The following is a 19,773-nucleotide window of genomic DNA, read 5'->3' as shown; positions in this document are numbered from 1 at the left end:
GACGGCGGTTTATTGGGTAAGCGAGGGGTTGGGGGTGATGGCAAAAACCTTGCAACCAAGAGGGTTTTACGTTAAGTTGACGCCAATGGGGGAAACCCCGCCCCTACGGATTTGGTGGGAAATTGGTATTTGTTTAACCGCCGCCACCGCCGCCACCGCCACCGCCGCCACCGCCACCGCCACCGCCGCCACCGCCGCCGCCACCGCCGCCGCCACCGCCACTGTAACTACTGCTACTGTTGTTACCGAAGAAGATACCGAATAAGATACCCAAGACGAATAAGAAGACTAAAAAGAAAAATCCCAACCCTAGAATAGCCAGTAAAATAGACTTTATCCAAATAGAAAAAGATTGTGAACTTTGCCATTGGGGGGTTTTAATGTCTGTACCTGTGCGATCTAATGTGACTTGGATTTCTAACTCTTCTCCTGGTTGAATAGCGCTTAAAGCGATCGCTTCTATGGTTTTGGTATCTACCTTGCGAATTTTGGCATCTTTACCAAAGCTTTGGAAATCTTTAATTTTAGTAGCGAATTGTTCGGGAAATTTAACTGTCACTTTTGCTTGTTTAATCGGTGCTTTGCGGTCAGGAAAGATAGCCTTCCAATAAACTAGAGCATCATTTTCATCTACATGCAAGCCGCCAATTACACGATATTTCAGCACAAAAGTATGACTTTCTGGCGCTTTTAATGGATGTTCCCAATTAATCCAGAATTGATTATTTTTTTCACCTATTTTACTAGGTAACGGTTGACCATTTTCTGATACGCTTACTTCGGTAATTTCGTCTACTTTATCCAGAGGAATATAGCGATAACGTTGATTGGTGTAGTCAGCAGTAAAGGTATATTTTTGGGTTTCTGTGACTAACATATCGCCGTTAGGTTGTACGCCGATATCAACATTGATAAATTCCCAATAGAAAGGCACTGGCTGGGCTTGGACATGATGAAGAGAAAATGTTAGGCTAAAAATTAAGGTGATACAAAACAGCATCAGCCTTTGAATTATTTTGCTGAACATGGTGAATTATTCGATAAATTGGTGTTGTCTAATATTGAAAGCAAGGATTTGGCAAACCATAAAATCATTCGCCAATTATGTGTGATATTTATCAAGACAAAAATCACTTTTGAGTGATTATTTACTCGTTAAATGGCTATCTTAAATTAGAGTAAAAATAGACGAATACTTTACGTAAGTTTACAAATTTATGTCGAGTTAAAAAAAGAATATGACCGATGCTAGGGTCATGGCAATGCCGTGCCCTCTAGAATATATTGATGTATCGCCAGTATTATTTAAATTGGTAGTTAGAAATTAAGTATATCGGCGTAATTAAATATAACTAGCAAGGGCTGTCATTAGTCAGTAGGGGCGGGTTTATGCGAGATAATCATGCATATTTGAGGATATTTGTGAACCCGCCCTTACAGGATTTCAAGCCGAGTTACGTTTCGTAATATAGTTTGTTTTAGTTACACCAAATTACTTAAATATTGAGTAAATTAAATAAAAAATGCGGGACAAACCCGCAGTGAAAAATTATTTTTTTAGCTGGTAGTATTAGTTAACCACCACCGCCACAACCACCACCACAACCACCGCCGCAGCCACCACCACCGCCGCCACAGCTACCACCGCTACCGGTACCGCCACTACCGCTACCGCCACCAGTGCGATCGCTACTGCTGTTATTACCAAAGATTATGCCGTATAAGAATATAAGACCAAAAAATCCCCAAAATATCCAGCTAAACCAATTATCAGAAGATTCTGAACTTTGCCATCGTGAGGGTTTGATATCAGTACCAGTGCTATCAAAGTTTACCTGAACTGCTAACTCTTCCCCTGGTTCGATGGCTTTTGATGCGATCGCTTCAATAGTTTTAGTATCAACTTTGCGAATATTGGCTTCTTTACCCCAGGTTTGAAAATCTTTAATTTTTGTAGCGAATTGTTCTGGTAATTGAACTGTGACTTTTGCTTGTTTGACAACAGCTTTTCGTTCAGGAAATATAGCTTTCCAATAGACTTGTGCATCATTTTCATTGACTTCTAATCCACCAACAACACGGTATTTCAGTACAAACGTATGACTTTCTGGTGCTTTTAATGGATGTTCCCAATTAATCCAAAATTGATTATTTTCTATTTTGGTGGCGCTGTCTAATATTTGCCCATTCTCTGATACTGTTACTTCATGAATTTCATCTATTTTATCTATAAGAATATAGCGATAACGTTGATTTGTGTAATCACCAGTAAAAGTATATTTTTGGGTTTCAGTGATTAACATATCACCGTTAGTTTGTACGACGACATCAACATTGATAAAGTCCCAATAGAAAGGGACGGATTCAGCTTGGACATGATAAAGAGAAAATGTCAGGCTGAAAATTAGGGTTATTGAAAATAGAATTATTCTTTGAATTAGTTTGTTGTACATAAATCGTTTGACTCATTAATATTATTGGATATGGCTATATTTGAATTAGTTTCGCTTCTCAAAGTTGAGAAATTAATTTTGTAGTAAGAACTTCAGTCATCACTATAAATTTACTTATTTTGTACTGAAAATCTTACCCATACCAGCTTGATTATTTATCGATCAATCAATTAATCCTGCTGCTCTCGCTCGAATTTTTGTAAAAATTCTGATGTTTATCCCTTGATTTCTTAATTCATGACAATCAATACCTAAAGCTGCTTGCAATGTCTCCCAATGTTTACGTACAGTGCGTTCAGATACGCAAATATGTGCAGCAATTGCTTTATCTTGCAATCCTTCATTAAAAGCTAGGCTTAGTAGTTTTAATATTTCTGGTTTCAGGTTGAATTTTTCATAAATATCTGGATATATATAGATATCTGTAATTCCTTTAATTCGAGTAAATCCTTTTAATGCTCCATCTATTATTGAGAGCATTTCTTGACTAGTAATATTTTTATCAGCAATGACAAAGCCGCCTTGATGTTTATCAATTGCAGGTTTAATTTGCACTAGTCTTTTAACATAAGGACTTTGGACAAATATATTCAATTTAGGATATTTTTGCATTACCTGTTGTAAGAAATCCAAACCTGTCTTAGTTTGTGCTATTTCTCCTAATTTTTCTGGTAGGTAAATATCCATGATAATTAGATCGGGTTGCCAATTTACAATTTTATTAATAGCGTCATTTGCTGTTCGCGTACTGATAATATTTCCATCAGGATATTGAGTCTTTACCAATTGGGCTGTTGCATTGAGAGCAATATCATAACTATCAACTAGCAAAATTTGCAGTGATACTTTTTTTGCTAAACATTGGTTCATAGGAATAAATGCTTCTGGAAAATAAACCATTAAGCGATCGCTTTTCACCCCGCTAAAGGAATATCTACAGTTAGAGTCACAATTTCCGCAATTGTTACTAAAATTTACACAGTTTGCTTTACCCTACGCATGTTTTGCATAAAAAATAAAAATCTTATACCAATTTAAATAGAGTGGCACATAAATAAGCGGCGACGCATCTAATTTGTATATAAGACGCGGGCAAGACTTCGGCGTGAGCGCTCAGTCGAACGCTGCCCGCACTACAATTATTTTGCGTTTTTGACTTATATAAACCACATCTACTTTGAGAATCATAGTTTTAAAAGTAGTGGGAGCATCTTGCTCCCAGGGCTTCTTAGCGGGCAAGACTTCGGCGTGAGCGCTCAGTCGAACGCTGCCCGCACTACTCCAGGTTTCAAAATGGACGAGGTTTAATTTAGCTGCACAGCAGCTTATATACTAGAGGGCATGGCACTGCCATAACCCTATTATCTGTCGCATTGTTTCTCACCTATTGACAAGGAATATTTTTGGCGAAATCAAACTTCAATTGCTGATTATGTTCTTTAACAGTTAATATGGGTTGCGTGTCAATTCCTTCGCGATCGCCTGTGGCTTTAAAAATAATCTTCCAACCTTTCAGCACATCACTAGAGGCTGCTTTATTTGGGTTAATACCTGTCTCAGACAATTTCTGTTGAATTGTTTTTCTATCAATGGGTTTACCTACAGCTTGATTTCTAATAGCTTGGACAATTGCTTGCACAGCCTCGTATGATAGGGCGACTCTCCTATTTAAATCACCACCCCAATATTCATTAATCTGTTTAGCAAAGTCTTGCGCACCACACTGTTTTGGATGCCATTCACTTGCTAAAAATAAGCTTTTTGTCGCTGCTTTAGCTTGATTAATAACTTCTTGAAGATAAAGAGTATTGGCTCCTAAAATAGGTTTTTTACCATTATTTAACTTGATAATTTTAATCGCATTTTCCAATGTTTTATTACCATCAGTTCCGCCATCAGGTAATAGTACCAAAGCATCTGCCTCTTGAACCTCGGACGGAAGTTTACTAGCATCAAAGTTTGGATCTGATAAGTCAACTTTAAGAAGTATTTTTCCTTGATATGATTGGATTACCTTCTCAAATTCGTCAGTCAAATCTCGGCTAAACCATTCTTTACTGTAAAAAATGACTACTTTTGGTTGATTTCTTCGCAAATCATTAACTAAATATTGCACCAAACTTTTTGCTTCGTCTCGAGTAGATGTAGTTGTGCGGAAGAATACTTTATTGGCAGTAGCACAACTTTGTAAATTCAATACAGTGCTGGTGGGAGAAATTAAGACAAGTTCGTTTGGTGAATAAACTTTTAAAGCTTCACAGGTATTAGGTGAGGTGTAATGTCCTACTACAGCGAGAATTTTTTGATTTTGGGATAGTTTTGTAGCAATTTGTTGAGCTTGCTTTTGTTGATTGAGATCGTTAGCAATGACAACTTGTAAATTTATCCCGTTTTTAACTGCTACATCTTGAGCTTGAGCCACGCCAAATAAGATATCTAATCCAGAATTAACATTTAAGGGTGCTGCTACAGCAATGGTGTAAATTGGAAAGATAGGATTTTGTTTATGTCGCGTATTTACGAAAGCATTGTTACGATAAATTAGCACTTCTGGATCTTGCAATGCGGCTAAAGCTGTTTGACGTAAACCTTGAACTTTTTTATTGTTTCCTGCTTGAAAGCGGAGACTATCAAAAGTTTTGTATGCACTCTCATAGTCACCTTGAGCAAATTCTTTAATTCCTTGCTCTTTTAATCCAAGATATGGTTGACTCAATTTGACTGTGCTATCAGCAATTGCTTTTTCACCCAAGCTAATAAGGTTGTCTATTTTAGGTTGAATTGTTTCATCATTTCCTGGGGGTTTACAGCTTGAAGAGAAAATTGAACAGCGATTAATATAAATTAAAGTGGCTGCAATAATTCCTACGACAGCAGCCAAACCTAAGATTTTCTTAAGCAGTGGGAAAGGTGGAGGGGGAGGAGAGGGATTTGGTATCATTTCTGAGGTTTGAGTAGGCCAAACAAATTCTGGTTGATTGGGATTGAGACAAACGACAGGTAGCCAAGAAGCAGTGGGAAAAGTAGCCTTTAAAGCATCTAGGCGATCGCGTGCTTCCCTAACTGCTAAACACAGGGGTATACCTTGCGAAAATTGTCGTAAAAAGTAGAGTAAAAATTGACCAGCAATTCTATCTGGTACGGGTTCCCGCATAACTATTGAGGCTGGAACGTTTAACTGTGTCAAAAAATCTGCAATTCCTAAGCCATCACAGGAATTGAAAATTGCTAATTTTAAACCTTGACTTACTGCTCGCCTTAAGCTGGGAGTTAATGCTTCTAAAGGTAAAAATCTATCCTGACTAATTTGAATTTTTCCGCCTGTTACTTCACTAGAACTATGACCAGCAAAAAACAGAATATCCCAAACATTATCAAATAATAAATGAGCAATCTCTTCTTCTGTTGGCTCTACTTTCCAAGTAATTCTCGCTCCTCTTGCTTCCAAAAGTTTGAGAGCTTCTTTATCGGCTTCTAGTTGTAAATTTCCCTGAGAACTGCCGAATATAGCTAAAACTTTGACTGGTGTTTTAAAGGTAGCTACTTGATTGTGAAATTTAGTAAATAAGGCAAATTCAGTGTTAGGGAGTTTAGAAAATAAATCCCAGATATGCCAAGGTAGTCTCCGTAAAACATCATTATGCCGATGATTTGCAGTGTGACATCTAATGATAATCGGCACAGATTGATCGGCTTTGACTTTGATATTGGCTTGAATGCGATCGCGTAAACTTTTAAAGGCTGGATTTTGAAACCAGTTCTTACAGTAATCCTCTAGCTCTTTGGCTCTTTGTTTCCAACTATCTAAAGCTACGTTTGTTACCTGTCCGGGAACAGCTTGTAATGTTCGACTATTCTCAAGTAAGATATCTTGCCAATTTTCGTATAACTTTGGTATCAGCGACGCTGGGGGAATCTCAGTTAAATCATAGTGTTCATCAATAATTTTACCGTCTTCAAAAATTTGCACTCTAACACAAAAGCCGTCATCAAAGCTACCGCTACTAATCTCAAGTACAACAGCGACATTTTGAGGAGGTTGAATACTAGAGGAGGATAGCATCATAAACGACCTAGCGAGGATATTGGGAATTCAAGGGTTTATTATTAGATAAGCATGATTCCGCAAAACTACGCAAGAGTTAGCTAAATTAAAAAATCTTCGCTAAAGCTGGCATCATTGAGAACAACAAGGGCACGGAAGCGATCGCCTGCATCGGCTGTAAACTTGAACTGAATATAATCATCTTTCTGGCGTGATTCTACAGAAAAAAACTGCCTACCATTTTCATCTAACCCCATGAGCTTTAATCCTGATGGTAAATGAGACGATTTTTCTAAGGGATAAACTCGCAATAAAATTAACATTTTGCCATCTAATTTTGGCAAAATTCCTACCATTAAGGCTATGGAATATCCCAGCAGATAAATACCTAAATCTTTAGCATTAATTACTGGACATCCTGGATATTTTGGTTCTATTTCCCACAATAACTCAGCAGCTTGCCAGCGAATTTCATCATCCCCAGTTGTTTGGATAAGTTTTACCAAAGCCTCTTGAGGAGTGAGATATAAATCACAATAATCTCCACGATAAAGTTCCTCAACTCTTTGGCGCATTACAACGTTACCTCCATTTTGCAGTTGCTGTTGTGGCTGCTTAATTAATGTTTTCGTACTGCGAAAATTGCTGAGTAATTTTGGTGCAGGTTGCCAATCAGATTCAAATCTATGTTGTAGCCATTGTGTCAGTTTTACAATTGGTGCTGCTGCTGGTTCTAAGGTTAAACGCTCTAGCAATAAATCCAATGATTGAAAATAGCTACGGGGTAGTTCTGTTACAGATATAGATTCAACAAATCCTAAAATGTGCCCTTCTTGGTAAGGTTCATCGAGTTGCACGATCGCGTAACCAATGCGTTCTGTCCAAACTTCTTGTGGGATGTGACATTTGCGATCGCGCTGACGCAAGCAACGACATTCTAAAAAGCCTTCCAAACTAGGAATATACAAGTCCGCAATATTTTCGATCAGGCGTTCTAGGGGATTCCAGCTATGACTGAGTTCTAAATCGCTGTCGATACCTAATAGTTGTAAATAACGCCGCATGACTAATACAGCCAAGGTATTGCGGTAAACTTGTTGCGATCGCTCTTCGGTTAGTTGCTGTTGCGCAAATTTGTAAGCTTTTATTCGATCCGTTGCTGTAATTGCAATTGCAATCTGCGGAAATCTTTCTGCGGTATTTATCATGATTTGTTCGTTGTCATTTGTCAGAGACGCGATGAATCGCGTCTGTACAATTGTCTCCCCAGCCTCTAGCCCCTAGCCCCTATTCCAACAACTGTTTTAAATGGGAGAAACATCTTGTGCGACAAAATCTCCTCACTGCTGATGGTTCGATTGCATATTCTTGGGCGATCGCATTCCAAGAAAAATTTCCGGAATCTCGTAACACCTTTAAAATATGAATCAACAAAATTTGACAGTTAACCTGGGGATAACTCTGCATTCGACAATTTTTGAAGGCTTGGGGATGATTTTGCACTAAATCTAGCCATTCTTGGATAGTTTCATCCCAGCGATCCGGATCTGGCGCTGGCGGTTCCATCCACTGATGATTTTCTGCATCTGTAACAGCATTTAACCGTCTTCTTTCTTCATCAGCTTTTTGGCGAATTACATCATGAATCGCCCAGCGCAGTTTTTGGTTAAACCAGGTGACAAAACTAGCCGTTGTTGGCTGATACTGTCCCAGATTTTCCATAAACCATACCCAAGTTCTTGATAAAGCTTCACTATATACATCTGGTGATATTCTTGCGCCGTTCCAAATTAATCGGGAAGACTTCATCATCGCGATAATGAAATCCTTCACCCGCTCTGGATTCTCGGCTTGAGATAATTGTGCAAATAACCATTGACGCGCCGGAATATCATTCATAATTTCCTGGAGCGTTTTTTGTTGCTGTAATAACCTGCTTCTGGGCATTGAGTTATTTAAAGCAGCTTCCAGCAAGCCAATCAAAGGAGATTCCTTCAAGTCATTAGACATAAAAGTCATCCCGACCCAATTAATATAGGTTGGAATATCATGACAATTGCGAACCTCCTTTCACCTGTTTGATAGCTTATCGGCGTTACAGGTAGGAATAATTCAAATTATTTACAAAACTTTATAAAAAAGAAAAGGAGGACAATTGTAGAGACGCGATTCATCGCGTCTCCGAGAAATGCCCAATGCCCAATGCCCCATGCCCAATGCCCCATACCCAATGCCCAATGCCCCATTACTGCTGAAGTTGTTGTATAAAAGACTGGGCTAGCTTGGCACAATTCGTCAGTCCTTGTTGACTACAAAGTGTATCAGCTTTCTCAAAATCTTGAATGGCCTCTTCCCTAGAGCCAAGTGCAGCGTAAACCCGACCGCGATTAAAGTAAGCTTGGGCAAAATCTTTTTTATGTTCGATTGCTTGAGTGAAATCGTCAATCGCTCCTTGTAATTTATTTTGGGCGGCTAAAGCATTACCTCGGCCATCATAGGCGATCGCGGCGATATCTGGTTTATTGGTGGTTAATTGTAGAGCTTGGTTATAATCAGCGATCGCCTTATTGTAATCTTGAAATTGTTCAATATATAAAACACCCCGGTTAATATAAGCCTGAGGATCGTTGAGATTTAAGTCTATTAACTTAGTAAAATCTGCCAATGCTCCGTCTTTATTTTTTAAATTACGCCGCGCATTAGCTCGATTTAAGTAAGCATCACCATACATCGAATTAAGCTTAATGGCTTGCGTGCATTGCTCTTCGGCTTTCTGGGGTTGTTGTAGCAGTAAAAGTGCAGCACAGTGACGACTATAAGCTTCAACATAATTTTTCTTTAATTCAATCGCCTTGCTTGCATCTTCAGCCGCACGCTGAAAGTTACTCGCCATAAAGTGAGCATTTGCTCGTTGATAATATGCTTCCGCATACTTAGGATTAAGCTTGATAGCTTCTGTGAATTCTCTAATAGCTCCCGACTTATCTTTTTTCTCTAATTTTTCTAGTCCCCGTTTATAAAACTCTACAGCTTTGGTTGTCGGTAACTGAAGATATACAGCAAAACCAATTCCTGCAATTGCAATTACTCCGATTACCCCAATGACAATAGATGCTATAACGGGAATTTTTAACGATATTGGCTTATTTTTACTAATTTTTGTGGGCAGTGGCGAAAAACCTGGAGAGTAAGCCGCGATTGTACTTAAATCTGCCAGTACTTCACTAGCTGCTTGGTAACGCTTGCGCCAATCAGTCACAACCATTTTATCAATCACATCTGCTAAAGCTGGACTAACTTTAACTTGGTTGCGCCAAACTATTTCGCCAGGTGTAGGACTGCTGTTACCGCGCAGTTTTGTTAAATCATGGGCTGGTAAACCCAACAGCGCTTGGATCGCAATCATTCCCAAAGCATAAATATCACTGTTGAATTGGGGAAAACCATGAAATTGTTCCATTGGCATATAAGCCGCAGTTCCAACAGCCGCAGTGGGTGTCAATTGTCCATGCGGAATTTGCGCGTTGATTTCTTTGACAGCACCAAAATCAATTAATACCAATTTTCTATCAGTAGAGCGGCGCATTAAATTAGATGGTTTAATATCGCGGTGAATCACTCCCTGACTATGTACAAATACTAAAATGCTTAAAACTTCTGTTAATAGCTGGGTAACTTGCTGTTCATGCCAAGCTTGATGTGGTTGTATTTCTTGGTGTAAAGGATGACCATCAATTAATTGCTGAACTAAGTAAAATTCTTTATCTTGCTCAAATTCTGCTAATAAAGTGGGTATTTGGTCATGTCTACCCAATTTTTCTAATATTTCTGCTTCTTTTTTAAATAATCGGCGTGCCGCACTTAAGGCTAAAGGGTCTTGGCTTGAGTAGCTCAGCTGCTTAACCACGCATTGCGGATGAGTTGGACGCTTGAGATCTTTTGCCAAAAAGGTTTTTCCAAAAGCCCCTCCGCCCAAGACTTGAACTATTTCATAACGTCCGTCCAAGAGTTGACCGATCATGGTATTTTTGCTGCTACTGTTAGCTAATTTTAACACTGATAATAATATTTCGTACTGAAATAAAAATCAGCGATCGCGATCGCATTCATCTTATTTTTCCAGCATAAGTGAGAAAATAAGATATTTGGACTATCTTATCCGTAATGTGCCAAAAGCTGCCACAAATTCAGTATTTTACAACAACCAAACATTTAACAGCTTCATGTACCCGTGTATCTTCTGAGACTGGGCTTGCTGCTGAAAGTTTGTAAATAATCAATAAATAATTAAGGTGAACTACCTACACTGACCTGACGGTACAGTGTAGGCTTCCCAATTCAATGGGGATTGCCTCAACCTTCGTAGATTTTTTACGTCCCGAAGTTTTTGGTCTTATATCCCCTCCTGGGGCAGAAGCGCTAGTATAGGTAGGCGGAAATGAGCATACCATTGTAGTGCGAGCATCTTGCTCGCTGACAAACGCGAGCAAGATGCTCGCACTACTCTAGATTATCAAAATGAATTTATAAAATGGTATGGTTATTTACGCCATGCAGCACTAGTTCCTAACGCCCAAAGTCGCAATCCTTCATTTCTAATATTTATTGCAGCATTGATATCTCTATCATGCTGTTTTTGGCAGTGAGGACAGTCTACAAACCTTACACCCAATGAATCATAACCATGTTGCAGCATTGGGATTGGTAGCAAAGTTTCACTACAAAGTTGAGAAGATGGGAAGAAACGACCTATTTCTTGGTAGGTATGACCAAATCTTTCAGCTTTGTTCATCTCAACACTGACCTGAGTACAGGTACAGTGTGAGCCTTCTTGCTGTTTAAGGTAAATATTTTTGCACGACAATCCAACCAGTAAGCGATACCCAAGCAAAACCGATAAATAAAATAATATTGATAGTGATATGTAAATTTCTGATCCAAGGTCTTTCAGGGGTAATTTGCGTAGCGCTGAAAGCCGAAAGCAAAACTAAGACAACTACTAATAATCCAGCAACCAAGTGTGATGAGTGACCAAGGGAACCAAAATGACCCAAAGTCCCGATAATCCCAATGGCCAGCAATAGCAACACCAAGCTGACCATAGTAATACCCATAGTAAAGTGAAGCGATCGCATTCCCCCCAACCCCCGATGAAACATCGGTAAACTCGGAGGCTGTTGCAAATTTCTCGCCTTATACATCCAAAAGCCAGTCGTCGCCAACATTACGTATGTCAGCAAGGATAACCCCATCGACCAAGCCGCTATTTTCCACAACCAAAGAAAAGAAGGCAAATTCATACATTGATTGTAGAGTACAACGCCAATTAGGAGGCAGGGGGCAGGGGGACAAGGAATTTTAGATTTTAGATTTTAGATTTTAGATTTTAGATTCAAACCCAATCCAAAAGACGCTCGCGGACTCGCTAACGCTGCGCTATCGCAAATCCAAAATCCAAAATTGAATTGCCCAATGCCCAATCAACAAAAAAGGCTGCTGAACCCAGCAACCCTAAAATTTGAGAAAAAAATTTTTTTAATCAATTGATGCTAAACCAGCTACTGATAATGGTTTTGTTGTATCTTCAATTTTTGTATTAATTGGCTGCACCAGTGGATTTTTATGAATAGAGCCTATTGTTACATCTGAGTTGTTACTTGACTCATAAGTACCATGCTCATTAATTGCTAGGCGTATGCAAGGTATAGTATCCGATAAAATTGCACTTGCCATCATCCCCGTATGAATTTCCATTTGACCTTCTCTAGGGGCTTCAAACACGAGCCTTTGCCCAGGAAAAACAACCCTTTCAAAATACCAATTGGGAATATTTGTGATGCGGGCAACCTGGATTTTGCTCGTGGCATTTACGTAGCAGCAGAGAATTGTCCCCGATTGCTCAGGTGGTAGTGGATCTAGTATTTGAGCCATAACTGCTGAGGAGCTTTACGCCACAATTTTACATTACACTAGCAAAACTAACATTGAGCGATCCCCACAAGCTGTAACTCCGACTACCAACTGCATATTTCTGCATTATTTCTATCTAAAGATAGGTGTCTAATATAAAATTTTTGTAAATATTTATTATTTCTGTACAATTATACACTATAAAAGAAGTTTTTCATATTGATTTTTTGACAAACGCTTTGCCAATTCTCAATCCCAGTCTTGAAAAATATGGCATGGCAACGATCCCCTCACCTTTGCTTCGCCACCACAAAAATTTTTGCTTGATCTCTACCAACAGCAAAACATGACGATTCATCGCTTAATGAAGAAGGTGAATGTTATGGTAAAGCTATATGAAACATATCTTTATAAAACCAATCTCATGGATGTCATAGCTATGAGATGCGCAGCAATTATAGCTATTTCCCCGGTTACCACGAGAGGGTTGACTTTGAGCGGACGGTAGCTGAAATCTCCAGCGCGATCGCCATCAAAGAAAACAAGCACAACTTACACAGACAGTTTAATACTGGATGTCTCTTTCACTTTAGTTTCTCCACACAAACGACAAGATGGCAGTTGACGCAAGCACAATGGAAAATCGAATTCTTTACGTTCGCCTTCCCTGTAACCCCATCTTTCCCATTGGGGTTGTCTACCTAAGCGATCACGTTCACAAACAGTTTCCGAATATCGAACAACGTATTTTTGATTTGGGATCTGTACCACCGTTAGATTACACATCAGCTCTAGAGCGATGTATAGATGAATTTCAACCCACACTATTAGTATTTTCTTGGCGAGATATCCAAATATACGCTCCTGTTGGTGGTCGTGGTGGTAACCCTCTACAAAATGCTTTTGAATTTTACTATGCGAAGAATCCCCTAGTGAAATTACGCGGCGCTTTGGGGGGATTGCGAATTTTTATCGCTTACTACGTAGAATTATGGCGAAATTTGGGATTAATTAAACGCGGTTTAAAACGCGCCCAAAAATATCAACAATCCGCCCGCGCAATTGTTGGTGGTGGTGCAGTTAGCGTCTTCTACGAACAGTTGGGTAAAAGTTTACCGTCAGGGACAATTATCTCTGTAGGTGAAGGAGAAACTCTGTTAGAAAAATTTTTAAGTGGGAAAGAGTTTCGGGATGAACGCTGCTATGTTGTGGGTGAAACTCAACCCCGACAACGGCTAATTCACGAACAACCCACCCCACTGGAAAAATCTGCCTGTAACTACGACTATATTGAAAGCATCTGGCCGGAATTTAACTATTATCTCCAAAGCCAAGACTTTTATATCGGCGTGCAAACCAAACGCGGCTGTCCCCATAACTGCTGTTATTGTGTATACACCGTAGTCGAAGGTAAACAGGTACGGATTAATCCCGCAGATGAAGTTGTGGCGGAGATGCGCCAATTGTACGATCGCGGAATTCGCAATTTCTGGTTTACTGATGCTCAATTCATCCCTGCTAAGAGATTTATCGATGATGCAGTAGAACTGTTACAGAAAATCGTCGATTCTGGGATGACAGACATCCATTGGGCAGCATACATCAGAGCGGACAACCTCACACCCGAGTTGTGCGACTTGATGGCGAAAACTGGGATGAATTACTTTGAAATCGGGATTACCAGTGGTTCTCAAGAACTCGTGCGGAAAATGCGCATGGGTTATAACCTGCGTACTGTCTTACAAAACTGTCGCGATTTAAAAGCTGCTGGTTTTAATGACTTAGTTTCTGTCAACTACTCCTTTAACGTCATTGACGAACGTCCCGAAACCATCCGCCAAACCATCGCCTATCACCGCGAACTCGAACGGATTTTTGGCGCAGATAAAGTTGAACCGGCTATTTTCTTTATTGGCTTACAACCCCATACCCACTTAGAAGAATATGCCTTTAAAAAAGGTATTCTCAAACCAGGGTATAATCCCATGAGCTTGATGCCTTGGACAGCCAAAAAACTTTTGTGGAATCCCGAACCCCTTGGTTCCTTCTTTGGCGAAGTCTGCTTACAAGCTTGGCGACAAAACCCCAATGACTTTGGGCGCGAAGTCATGAACATCTTAGAAGAGAAATTGGGTTGTGCTGATTTAGAGGAAGCACTATCTGCACCAATTGAGAAAAACGAGAAACAGTTGGTAGGTGTTTAATGAAAGCGGCGGGAAACTCCGATCCTTGGGTGGAGCGCCTGGGGCATAGGGCATAGGGCATTGGGCATAGGTAATTTCTTTGCCCCATTCCCCATGCCCAAAAACTCCATCCCCTGGTGGGTGGAGTTTTTCATTTTTGAACCGCAGAGAACACAGAGAACACAGAGTTAAGAGCAAAGACTTTTACCGCCAACGCTTGATATAGTGTTGATTTTCTTGATTGAGACAATCTTAATTAACAGATTTTTTGTACTAGTGGACTGTCTAGACTAAAGTAGTGGATTAGTCAAACTCTTGTGGGATGGGCGTCCTGGGCGGACAAGATGTCCACCCCACAAAAAAATCACTCTTTCCCATGCCCAATGCCCAATGCCCCATGCCCATTTTCTAGCTAGAGTGAGTCAGAATAGCGATCGCGTAAAATAATCAGCAAGCCAATTTCTGCTGTTTTTGGCAGATAAAGTTGTTCTCGCTCCATAACAGCAACTTGAGCAATAATTTCTGCTATATAGCGTAATTCGTACCTCAAAAAGTAAACTTAAAAGAGTTATAGATACAAATTTACAATTCTTTACTTTATCCGCCTTGGCGGTGAAATTAAATAAACCTCATGTTAGAAGGCTCAATACTCCAACAATTAGAAAGTATTCATCGCCGTAGTACTAGACCAATTCGGTTTGGCGTGTACTACAAAAATACCCTAGTTGCCTTGTGTCATGCCCTAGAAGACCATATCCTTAAAGATGATGGTCAGCCATTAGTGATAACTGCCTTCCAACGGGGTAAATGGTATCTCCAAGAAGCAGAAAGATACGCAGACATCGCTCAATACAGCCGCCAGATAGTAATTATGGCAGCCCCCGATGGTGGCTTTGGCGAACATCCTACTAGTCAACTAGCTAATGTAGACTTAGTTGCCTTAGATCCAGGCGATGCCGTAGCTCAAGAGTGGCATCTAATAATTCTTTCACCTAAATACACAGCAATGGTAATTTGTCAAGAATTATCAGAAGCTGATTATGGTAGTGGTGGCTTACCTGCATCGGACTTAGAGCGCAAATTTTACGGTTTATGGACATTTGAGCCAGAGTTAGTGAGAGAGACAGCAGAATTAGCGATCGCTCATATTAAACCATACAACCCCGAACTCGCAGACAAACTCACCGCCCAGAAAAACTCCATTCAGCCAAGCTATGTCACCCCAGAAGATTTGAGTACTGTTGTCTCCCTGGTGGTACATTACCTGCAAGATGGGCAGGAACATTTACCCGTTCCCACAGCCCCGCGTCAAAAAGTCCTAGATAACAACTTGGTTTCTAACGAAATTCAAGCATTTTTGCGGATGGCGCAATTAATCGATTTAGCAGATATTAATAACCCAATGGCGGCGGCGGAAGTCGTAGCCTTATCAGAAACAATGGGGCAGCTGTTAAACCTCCCCGCATGGCAAATTAAAAGATTGCGCCTAGCCGCATTACTACACCGCATAGATCCTTTACAAAAAGCCGAAAGCGTTCTCGTAGCTGGTAGTTCTAGACGTTACCCAGAAGAATCCGCTAATCCTCCCTTAAGCTGTCCCCTAGTACCAGGCGCACAAGTATTGCGCACCATGCCCAGATTACGCGCAATCGCCCAAATTATTACCCATCAAACCGAATGGTGGGATGGTACAGGCGAACCAGCAGGTTTAGCTGGAGATGAAATACCTCTAGAATCGCGAATTTTATCTTTAGTCGCAGACTTTCAATGGCGAGTTAACCAGAAAAAATTAGCTCAAATCAGCCCCGAAGAAATTTTTACTCAAGCTTTAGATGAGTGCAAACAACAAGCAAACCGCTTTGACCCTAAACTAATAGATACCCTAAGTTTGTTAGTCATGGGTTTGCAACAAGGACTCGACTTAACCCTCATAGAAACCAAAGTCAGTGCCGGTATGTGGCTCATAGATTCCCGATGGGATAGCCAAAGCAAGACTAGTCAGGAAATTGGTAGTTACCCTCAATGAATATCGAAGCGATTAAATTAGGAAATCTCAAACAACTTTCAGGGGCAAATTTAGAAGACGAAGAACTCTGTCAACTAGATTTAAGCCGGATTAATCTTGCAGGCGCTACCCTTGTTGGTACTAATTTCACAGGTTCCAAACTCGAAGGCGGGCATTTAGAAGGCGCAAATTTGATGGGCGCAAACCTCCAAGCCACCGACTTGCGGGCAAATCTTATGGGCGCAAACCTCATGCAAGCAGATTTAACTGGTGCTGACTTGCGTGGTAGCAATTTACGCGGCGCTAACTTCATGGGTGCAACACTTGCTGATGTATCCTTAGCTGGTGCTTTTTTGAGTGGTGCTAATTTGATGAACGTCAATTTGCAAGGCGTTGATTTACGTGGGGCTGATTTACGCGGTACTAACCTGACAGGTGCTAATCTCAAAGGTGCAGATTTAAGCCGCGCTGATTTGCAAGGGGCGTTATTCAGTCAAGCCAATCTCGAAGAAGCCGACTTACGCGGCGCGAACCTCGCCGGGGCTAATTTTACAGGGGCAAATTTATTATGTGCTGAATTAGAAGGAGCAAATTTAAACGGCGTAAATTTAGATAAAGCTTGCGTCGTCGGCACAATTGTGGAGAAGGTTTAACTTACAGCAGTTTTCACCTATTTGAACCACATCTATCGTAGGGGCACGGCACCGACAATCTTTTGGTACATACAATAATTTTACTGATGCCGTGCCCCTACAGCGTGGTCTATTTAGCTGAAAATAGCTGTAAGTTTAATCGCAATTTCCCAAAGACTAGCAATACTAAAGAAAACAGTTTCAGCAGATTCAATTTTTTCTTTAGTTGAAACTGGTAGATTTGCATCATTGGAGACAAACCATATCAAAGTATGAGTATCCAAAAGTAATCTATTCATTCCATGTATTCTTTCATATCCTCAAGTGGCGCATCAAAGTCATCAGGTAGCGGTAAAACAAACATATCTTTCATTGTTCCCGCAACACGAAATTTCTTTGTCAGTTGTTCTTGGGTAGACTGTTTAGCGTGCTTCTCTAACAAAAACTCAATATAATGAAGCACTTCTGTCTGAAGAGATTCAGGGAGTTCTTCTAGTTTTTGTAAAATTAATGGCTCTATCATTATGTATTTTCCTGATTAATCTTTACTCAAAAAATCATAGCTGCCTATGTTGTCTAATATTAAAAATTATTAATTTTTCTTCTTCCACATCCACACTGCCAAGATACTCATAAATAATACCCCCATTACACCTTGCAAAGGATTATTATTCACCCCAGTTACCCAATCAGGAACTTGACCAGAATATTTAATTAATTGACCAACATTAATAATGTAATATCCCCCAACCAAACCCCCATGCAATCCTATTGGTAAGCCCAGCCTTCCTCTACGCCAACGTTTACCCCACACTTGGGTTAACCCCAATAATACTAAAGCAGGAAATTGTGGCAGAGTATGAATAATTGCTGCTAATGGTTTAATAAAATGCAATCCTGCAAATATAATCGCATCTGTCCATAGAGAAATATTGGGGCTGTAATTTCGCTCTAATTCATTCAACAACCAACCGCGAAATAATAACTCCTCGGCAAAACCTACGCCTATACCAACAATACAACCTTCTAAAACAATTTTTAGTAAAAATACCTGGGGTTGTTGCCAAATTAACCAACCAAAAGCCCCTTGTAAGCCAAATAATATTAAAACGCTAGTAATACCAATAGCCAAACCCCATACTAAGTCTACGCCGTTATTGCGGGAAAATTCTAAACCATAATGCTGTAGTATATGCGGTTCTTGATAAACATATTTACCCCATATTTTTAATAAGAAAATAAACTCTACATAGAGCAATACCATTGTTAATATACTTACTAAATTAGCATCCTTGACTAGTAAGTATATTGGTGCAGCAAATGGCAACCATAGCAATAATAAGGCTAATATAAAACAACCCAGCCTTATAGGGGCAGGGCGTTGAGCTAAATGATGAATAAATTGAATTTTCATAAAAGCAAAGCCATAAATAATTTGTAATTCGTAATTCGTAATTCGTAATTCATAATTAAAGATAAGTCTAGACTTAATCTTTGAGGATAGAAACCCACACTGATGTTTAGTAAGTAGGTAATGTTACCTCAGCATATTACAAAATGTAAAAAGCTGGTAACTTTGATTAAAGACAAAAGTTATCTTGCAATTGTGCCTACCTACTTGATTACGAATTACGAATTATCAATTACGAATTATTTTTATTCATCAGGTTCAATTGTGCTACTTAAACCATGACTTTTTAAAGTTTCACAGTAGAACTCAGCATGTTCTTGCGCACAAGTAATCACTAAAGCTAGCCCGTTATGATGGGCTTCCATCATAATGCTCACAGCTTGGGGCTGACTGAGGCTCGGCACTGTAGTCATTAGTACCTGCACCACGTACTCCATAGAGTTGTAGTCGTCGTTATGGAGCAAAACGCGATACTGAGGCGCGAGCTTGCGGGTTGTGGAACGCTTCTCAATGGTTTCGACTGACACGGTTCTTTGCTCTTTCAGGTTTGCTTTACTACAACAAAGTTACTGTCAAGCGATCGCTTCACAGTTATTCACCTATTTTATAGCATTTATATCCTGATGCCTGCCCAGAAAAATTTTTGCTTTTCAAAGCCGATGACGAAAATCTAGTTTCCAACAAGGTAGGTGTAATAGTGCTAACCTAATGGTTGCAGCCGTTTTTCCTTGACAAGATTACCGCCTGCTACAAGCGGCAGATTATGGACATGAGCCTAGACTTTCAACCAGGACAAATTGTCTCTTTAAAGCATCGCGACATAATTCTTTATGCAGAAGTCATTCAAGTTGTGCTTTCCCGTCAATTGTGCTGGGTACGTCCTGTAGTGCTAGTTGATTACATCCTTGAACCACCCCATCTCACCGATTTGCGAGATGCTTCGGATTTACTCTGGCCTGTAAATTTATTTCAACCCGCCCTAGATACCGAAGTTATTGCGATATTGAGTCAAGTATTAGCCAAAGAACCGAAAACTGAACCCGACTCAGGCGCTAAACAGAAACTCCATCAATTTATGCACTTAGTTTGGCAGGAATATCAGCAGGAGTTAGGAGCTAGGGACTAGGAATTTTA

General features: G+C 40.0%; 19 protein-coding genes and 1 pseudogene. 4 read left to right on the top strand and 16 right to left on the bottom strand.

Annotated features, from left to right (window positions below):
- Positions 1-133: 133 nt before the first annotated feature.
- The 11 genes and pseudogenes from AACW45_RS34125 to AACW45_RS34075 form a co-directional block, all read right to left on the bottom strand.
- Positions 134-1,027, bottom strand: coding sequence for a DUF2207 domain-containing protein (locus tag AACW45_RS34125; protein WP_190630268.1), 894 nt, complete (start codon positions 1,025-1,027; stop codon positions 134-136).
- Positions 1,028-1,574: 547 nt separating this feature from the next.
- On the bottom strand, positions 1,575-2,453 hold the full coding sequence (locus tag AACW45_RS34120) for a DUF2207 domain-containing protein (RefSeq protein ID WP_190630267.1): 879 nt from the start codon (positions 2,451-2,453) through the stop codon (positions 1,575-1,577).
- A 162-nt stretch (positions 2,454-2,615) separates the two neighbouring features.
- Positions 2,616-3,353, bottom strand: coding sequence for a DNA-binding response regulator (locus AACW45_RS34115; protein ID WP_242045459.1), 738 nt, complete (start codon positions 3,351-3,353; stop codon positions 2,616-2,618).
- 484 nt (positions 3,354-3,837) lie between these two features.
- Complete coding sequence (locus tag AACW45_RS34110; protein WP_190630265.1) at positions 3,838-6,519, bottom strand: ABC transporter substrate-binding protein; 2,682 nt, start codon at positions 6,517-6,519, stop codon at positions 3,838-3,840.
- A gap of 80 nt (positions 6,520-6,599) precedes the next feature.
- Positions 6,600-7,706 carry a DUF1822 family protein gene (locus AACW45_RS34105; RefSeq protein ID WP_190630263.1) on the bottom strand — a complete coding sequence of 369 codons (1,107 nt, stop codon included), beginning with the start codon at positions 7,704-7,706 and terminating at the stop codon, positions 6,600-6,602.
- A gap of 79 nt (positions 7,707-7,785) precedes the next feature.
- Complete coding sequence (locus AACW45_RS34100) at positions 7,786-8,508, bottom strand: hypothetical protein (protein ID WP_190630261.1); 723 nt, start codon at positions 8,506-8,508, stop codon at positions 7,786-7,788.
- Positions 8,509-8,743: 235 nt separating this feature from the next.
- Entirely contained in the window at positions 8,744-10,519 is a 1,776-nt protein-coding gene (locus AACW45_RS34095) for a serine/threonine-protein kinase (RefSeq protein ID WP_190630259.1), read from the bottom strand.
- Positions 10,520-11,038: 519 nt separating this feature from the next.
- Positions 11,039-11,284: pseudogene (locus AACW45_RS34090) on the bottom strand (zinc ribbon domain-containing protein); the annotation flags it as partial.
- Between the two features lie 52 nt (positions 11,285-11,336).
- Positions 11,337-11,798: a DUF4079 domain-containing protein gene (locus tag AACW45_RS34085; protein WP_190630258.1), complete on the bottom strand. Its 462-nt coding sequence runs from the start codon at positions 11,796-11,798 to the stop codon at positions 11,337-11,339.
- Between the two features lie 235 nt (positions 11,799-12,033).
- Positions 12,034-12,429, bottom strand: coding sequence for a DUF1830 domain-containing protein (locus AACW45_RS34080; protein WP_190540855.1), 396 nt, complete (start codon positions 12,427-12,429; stop codon positions 12,034-12,036).
- Between the two features lie 387 nt (positions 12,430-12,816).
- On the bottom strand, positions 12,817-12,957 hold the full coding sequence (locus tag AACW45_RS34075; protein WP_190630256.1) for a hypothetical protein: 141 nt from the start codon (positions 12,955-12,957) through the stop codon (positions 12,817-12,819).
- Positions 12,958-13,022: 65 nt separating this feature from the next.
- Between AACW45_RS34075 and AACW45_RS34070 the strand changes: the two genes are divergently transcribed.
- Positions 13,023-14,612, top strand: coding sequence for a photosystem II high light acclimation radical SAM protein (locus AACW45_RS34070; RefSeq protein ID WP_190630254.1), 1,590 nt, complete (start codon positions 13,023-13,025; stop codon positions 14,610-14,612).
- Positions 14,613-15,003: 391 nt separating this feature from the next.
- Here the strand turns inward: AACW45_RS34070 and AACW45_RS34065 are convergent, their stop codons facing one another.
- A complete protein-coding gene (locus AACW45_RS34065) occupies positions 15,004-15,141 on the bottom strand; it encodes a hypothetical protein (protein ID WP_190630252.1) in 138 nt (45 codons plus the stop codon).
- Between the two features lie 81 nt (positions 15,142-15,222).
- Here AACW45_RS34065 and AACW45_RS34060 point away from each other — a divergent pair, with 81 nt between their 5' ends.
- Positions 15,223-16,617 (top strand): DICT sensory domain-containing protein, encoded by a 1,395-nt coding sequence (locus AACW45_RS34060; RefSeq protein WP_190630250.1) that lies wholly within the window; start codon positions 15,223-15,225, stop codon positions 16,615-16,617.
- On the top strand, positions 16,614-17,249 hold the full coding sequence (locus AACW45_RS34055) for a pentapeptide repeat-containing protein (protein ID WP_190630248.1): 636 nt from the start codon (positions 16,614-16,616) through the stop codon (positions 17,247-17,249). Before AACW45_RS34060 ends, AACW45_RS34055 begins: the two co-directional genes overlap by 4 nt.
- Before the next feature lie 113 nt (positions 17,250-17,362).
- Here the strand turns inward: AACW45_RS34055 and AACW45_RS34050 are convergent, their stop codons facing one another.
- From AACW45_RS34050 to clpS, 4 genes are all read right to left on the bottom strand, one after another.
- Positions 17,363-17,527, bottom strand: coding sequence for a PIN domain-containing protein (locus tag AACW45_RS34050; protein ID WP_199331002.1), 165 nt, complete (start codon positions 17,525-17,527; stop codon positions 17,363-17,365).
- Complete coding sequence (gene vapB, locus AACW45_RS34045; RefSeq protein WP_096645609.1) at positions 17,524-17,751, bottom strand: type II toxin-antitoxin system VapB family antitoxin; 228 nt, start codon at positions 17,749-17,751, stop codon at positions 17,524-17,526. Before vapB ends, AACW45_RS34050 begins: the two co-directional genes overlap by 4 nt.
- Positions 17,752-17,820: 69 nt before the next feature.
- A complete protein-coding gene (locus tag AACW45_RS34040; protein WP_190630246.1) occupies positions 17,821-18,642 on the bottom strand; it encodes a CPBP family intramembrane glutamic endopeptidase in 822 nt (273 codons plus the stop codon).
- Positions 18,643-18,884: 242 nt separating this feature from the next.
- The gene (gene clpS / locus AACW45_RS34035; RefSeq protein WP_190630244.1) at positions 18,885-19,166 is read right to left on the bottom strand and encodes an ATP-dependent Clp protease adapter ClpS; all 282 of its coding nucleotides are present in this window, start codon (positions 19,164-19,166) and stop codon (positions 18,885-18,887) included.
- 236 nt (positions 19,167-19,402) lie between these two features.
- On the opposite strand from clpS, the gene AACW45_RS34030 reads away from it, so the two are divergent.
- Positions 19,403-19,765, top strand: coding sequence for a hypothetical protein (locus AACW45_RS34030; protein WP_190630242.1), 363 nt, complete (start codon positions 19,403-19,405; stop codon positions 19,763-19,765).
- The last annotated feature ends 8 nt before the right edge of the window (positions 19,766-19,773 follow it).

The organism is Calothrix sp. FACHB-168 (assembly GCF_963889195.1).
In the GTDB taxonomy this organism is placed as follows: Bacteria; Cyanobacteriota; Cyanobacteriia; order Cyanobacteriales; family Nostocaceae; genus Aulosira; species Aulosira anomala_A.
The sequence above is the reverse complement of the archived record's forward strand: the minus strand, read 5'-3'. Positions and strand labels throughout refer to the sequence as shown.

Coding starts and splice junctions, on each gene's coding strand:
- AACW45_RS34125 (WP_190630268.1), bottom strand. CDS start 1,027: ATGTTCAGCAAAATAATTCAAAGGCTGATGCTGTTTTGTATCACCTTA.
- AACW45_RS34085 (WP_190630258.1), bottom strand. CDS start 11,798: ATGAATTTGCCTTCTTTTCTTTGGTTGTGGAAAATAGCGGCTTGGTCG.
- AACW45_RS34100 (WP_190630261.1), bottom strand. CDS start 8,508: ATGTCTAATGACTTGAAGGAATCTCCTTTGATTGGCTTGCTGGAAGCT.
- AACW45_RS34120 (WP_190630267.1), bottom strand. CDS start 2,453: ATGTACAACAAACTAATTCAAAGAATAATTCTATTTTCAATAACCCTA.
- AACW45_RS34040 (WP_190630246.1), bottom strand. CDS start 18,642: ATGAAAATTCAATTTATTCATCATTTAGCTCAACGCCCTGCCCCTATA.
- AACW45_RS34115 (WP_242045459.1), bottom strand. CDS start 3,353: ATGGTTTATTTTCCAGAAGCATTTATTCCTATGAACCAATGTTTAGCA.
- AACW45_RS34070 (WP_190630254.1), top strand. CDS start 13,023: ATGGCAGTTGACGCAAGCACAATGGAAAATCGAATTCTTTACGTTCGC.
- AACW45_RS34055 (WP_190630248.1), top strand. CDS start 16,614: ATGAATATCGAAGCGATTAAATTAGGAAATCTCAAACAACTTTCAGGG.
- AACW45_RS34105 (WP_190630263.1), bottom strand. CDS start 7,706: ATGATAAATACCGCAGAAAGATTTCCGCAGATTGCAATTGCAATTACA.
- vapB (WP_096645609.1), bottom strand. CDS start 17,751: ATGATAGAGCCATTAATTTTACAAAAACTAGAAGAACTCCCTGAATCT.
- AACW45_RS34060 (WP_190630250.1), top strand. CDS start 15,223: ATGTTAGAAGGCTCAATACTCCAACAATTAGAAAGTATTCATCGCCGT.
- AACW45_RS34080 (WP_190540855.1), bottom strand. CDS start 12,429: ATGGCTCAAATACTAGATCCACTACCACCTGAGCAATCGGGGACAATT.
- AACW45_RS34110 (WP_190630265.1), bottom strand. CDS start 6,519: ATGATGCTATCCTCCTCTAGTATTCAACCTCCTCAAAATGTCGCTGTT.
- AACW45_RS34095 (WP_190630259.1), bottom strand. CDS start 10,519: ATGATCGGTCAACTCTTGGACGGACGTTATGAAATAGTTCAAGTCTTG.
- AACW45_RS34030 (WP_190630242.1), top strand. CDS start 19,403: ATGGACATGAGCCTAGACTTTCAACCAGGACAAATTGTCTCTTTAAAG.
- AACW45_RS34050 (WP_199331002.1), bottom strand. CDS start 17,527: ATGAATAGATTACTTTTGGATACTCATACTTTGATATGGTTTGTCTCC.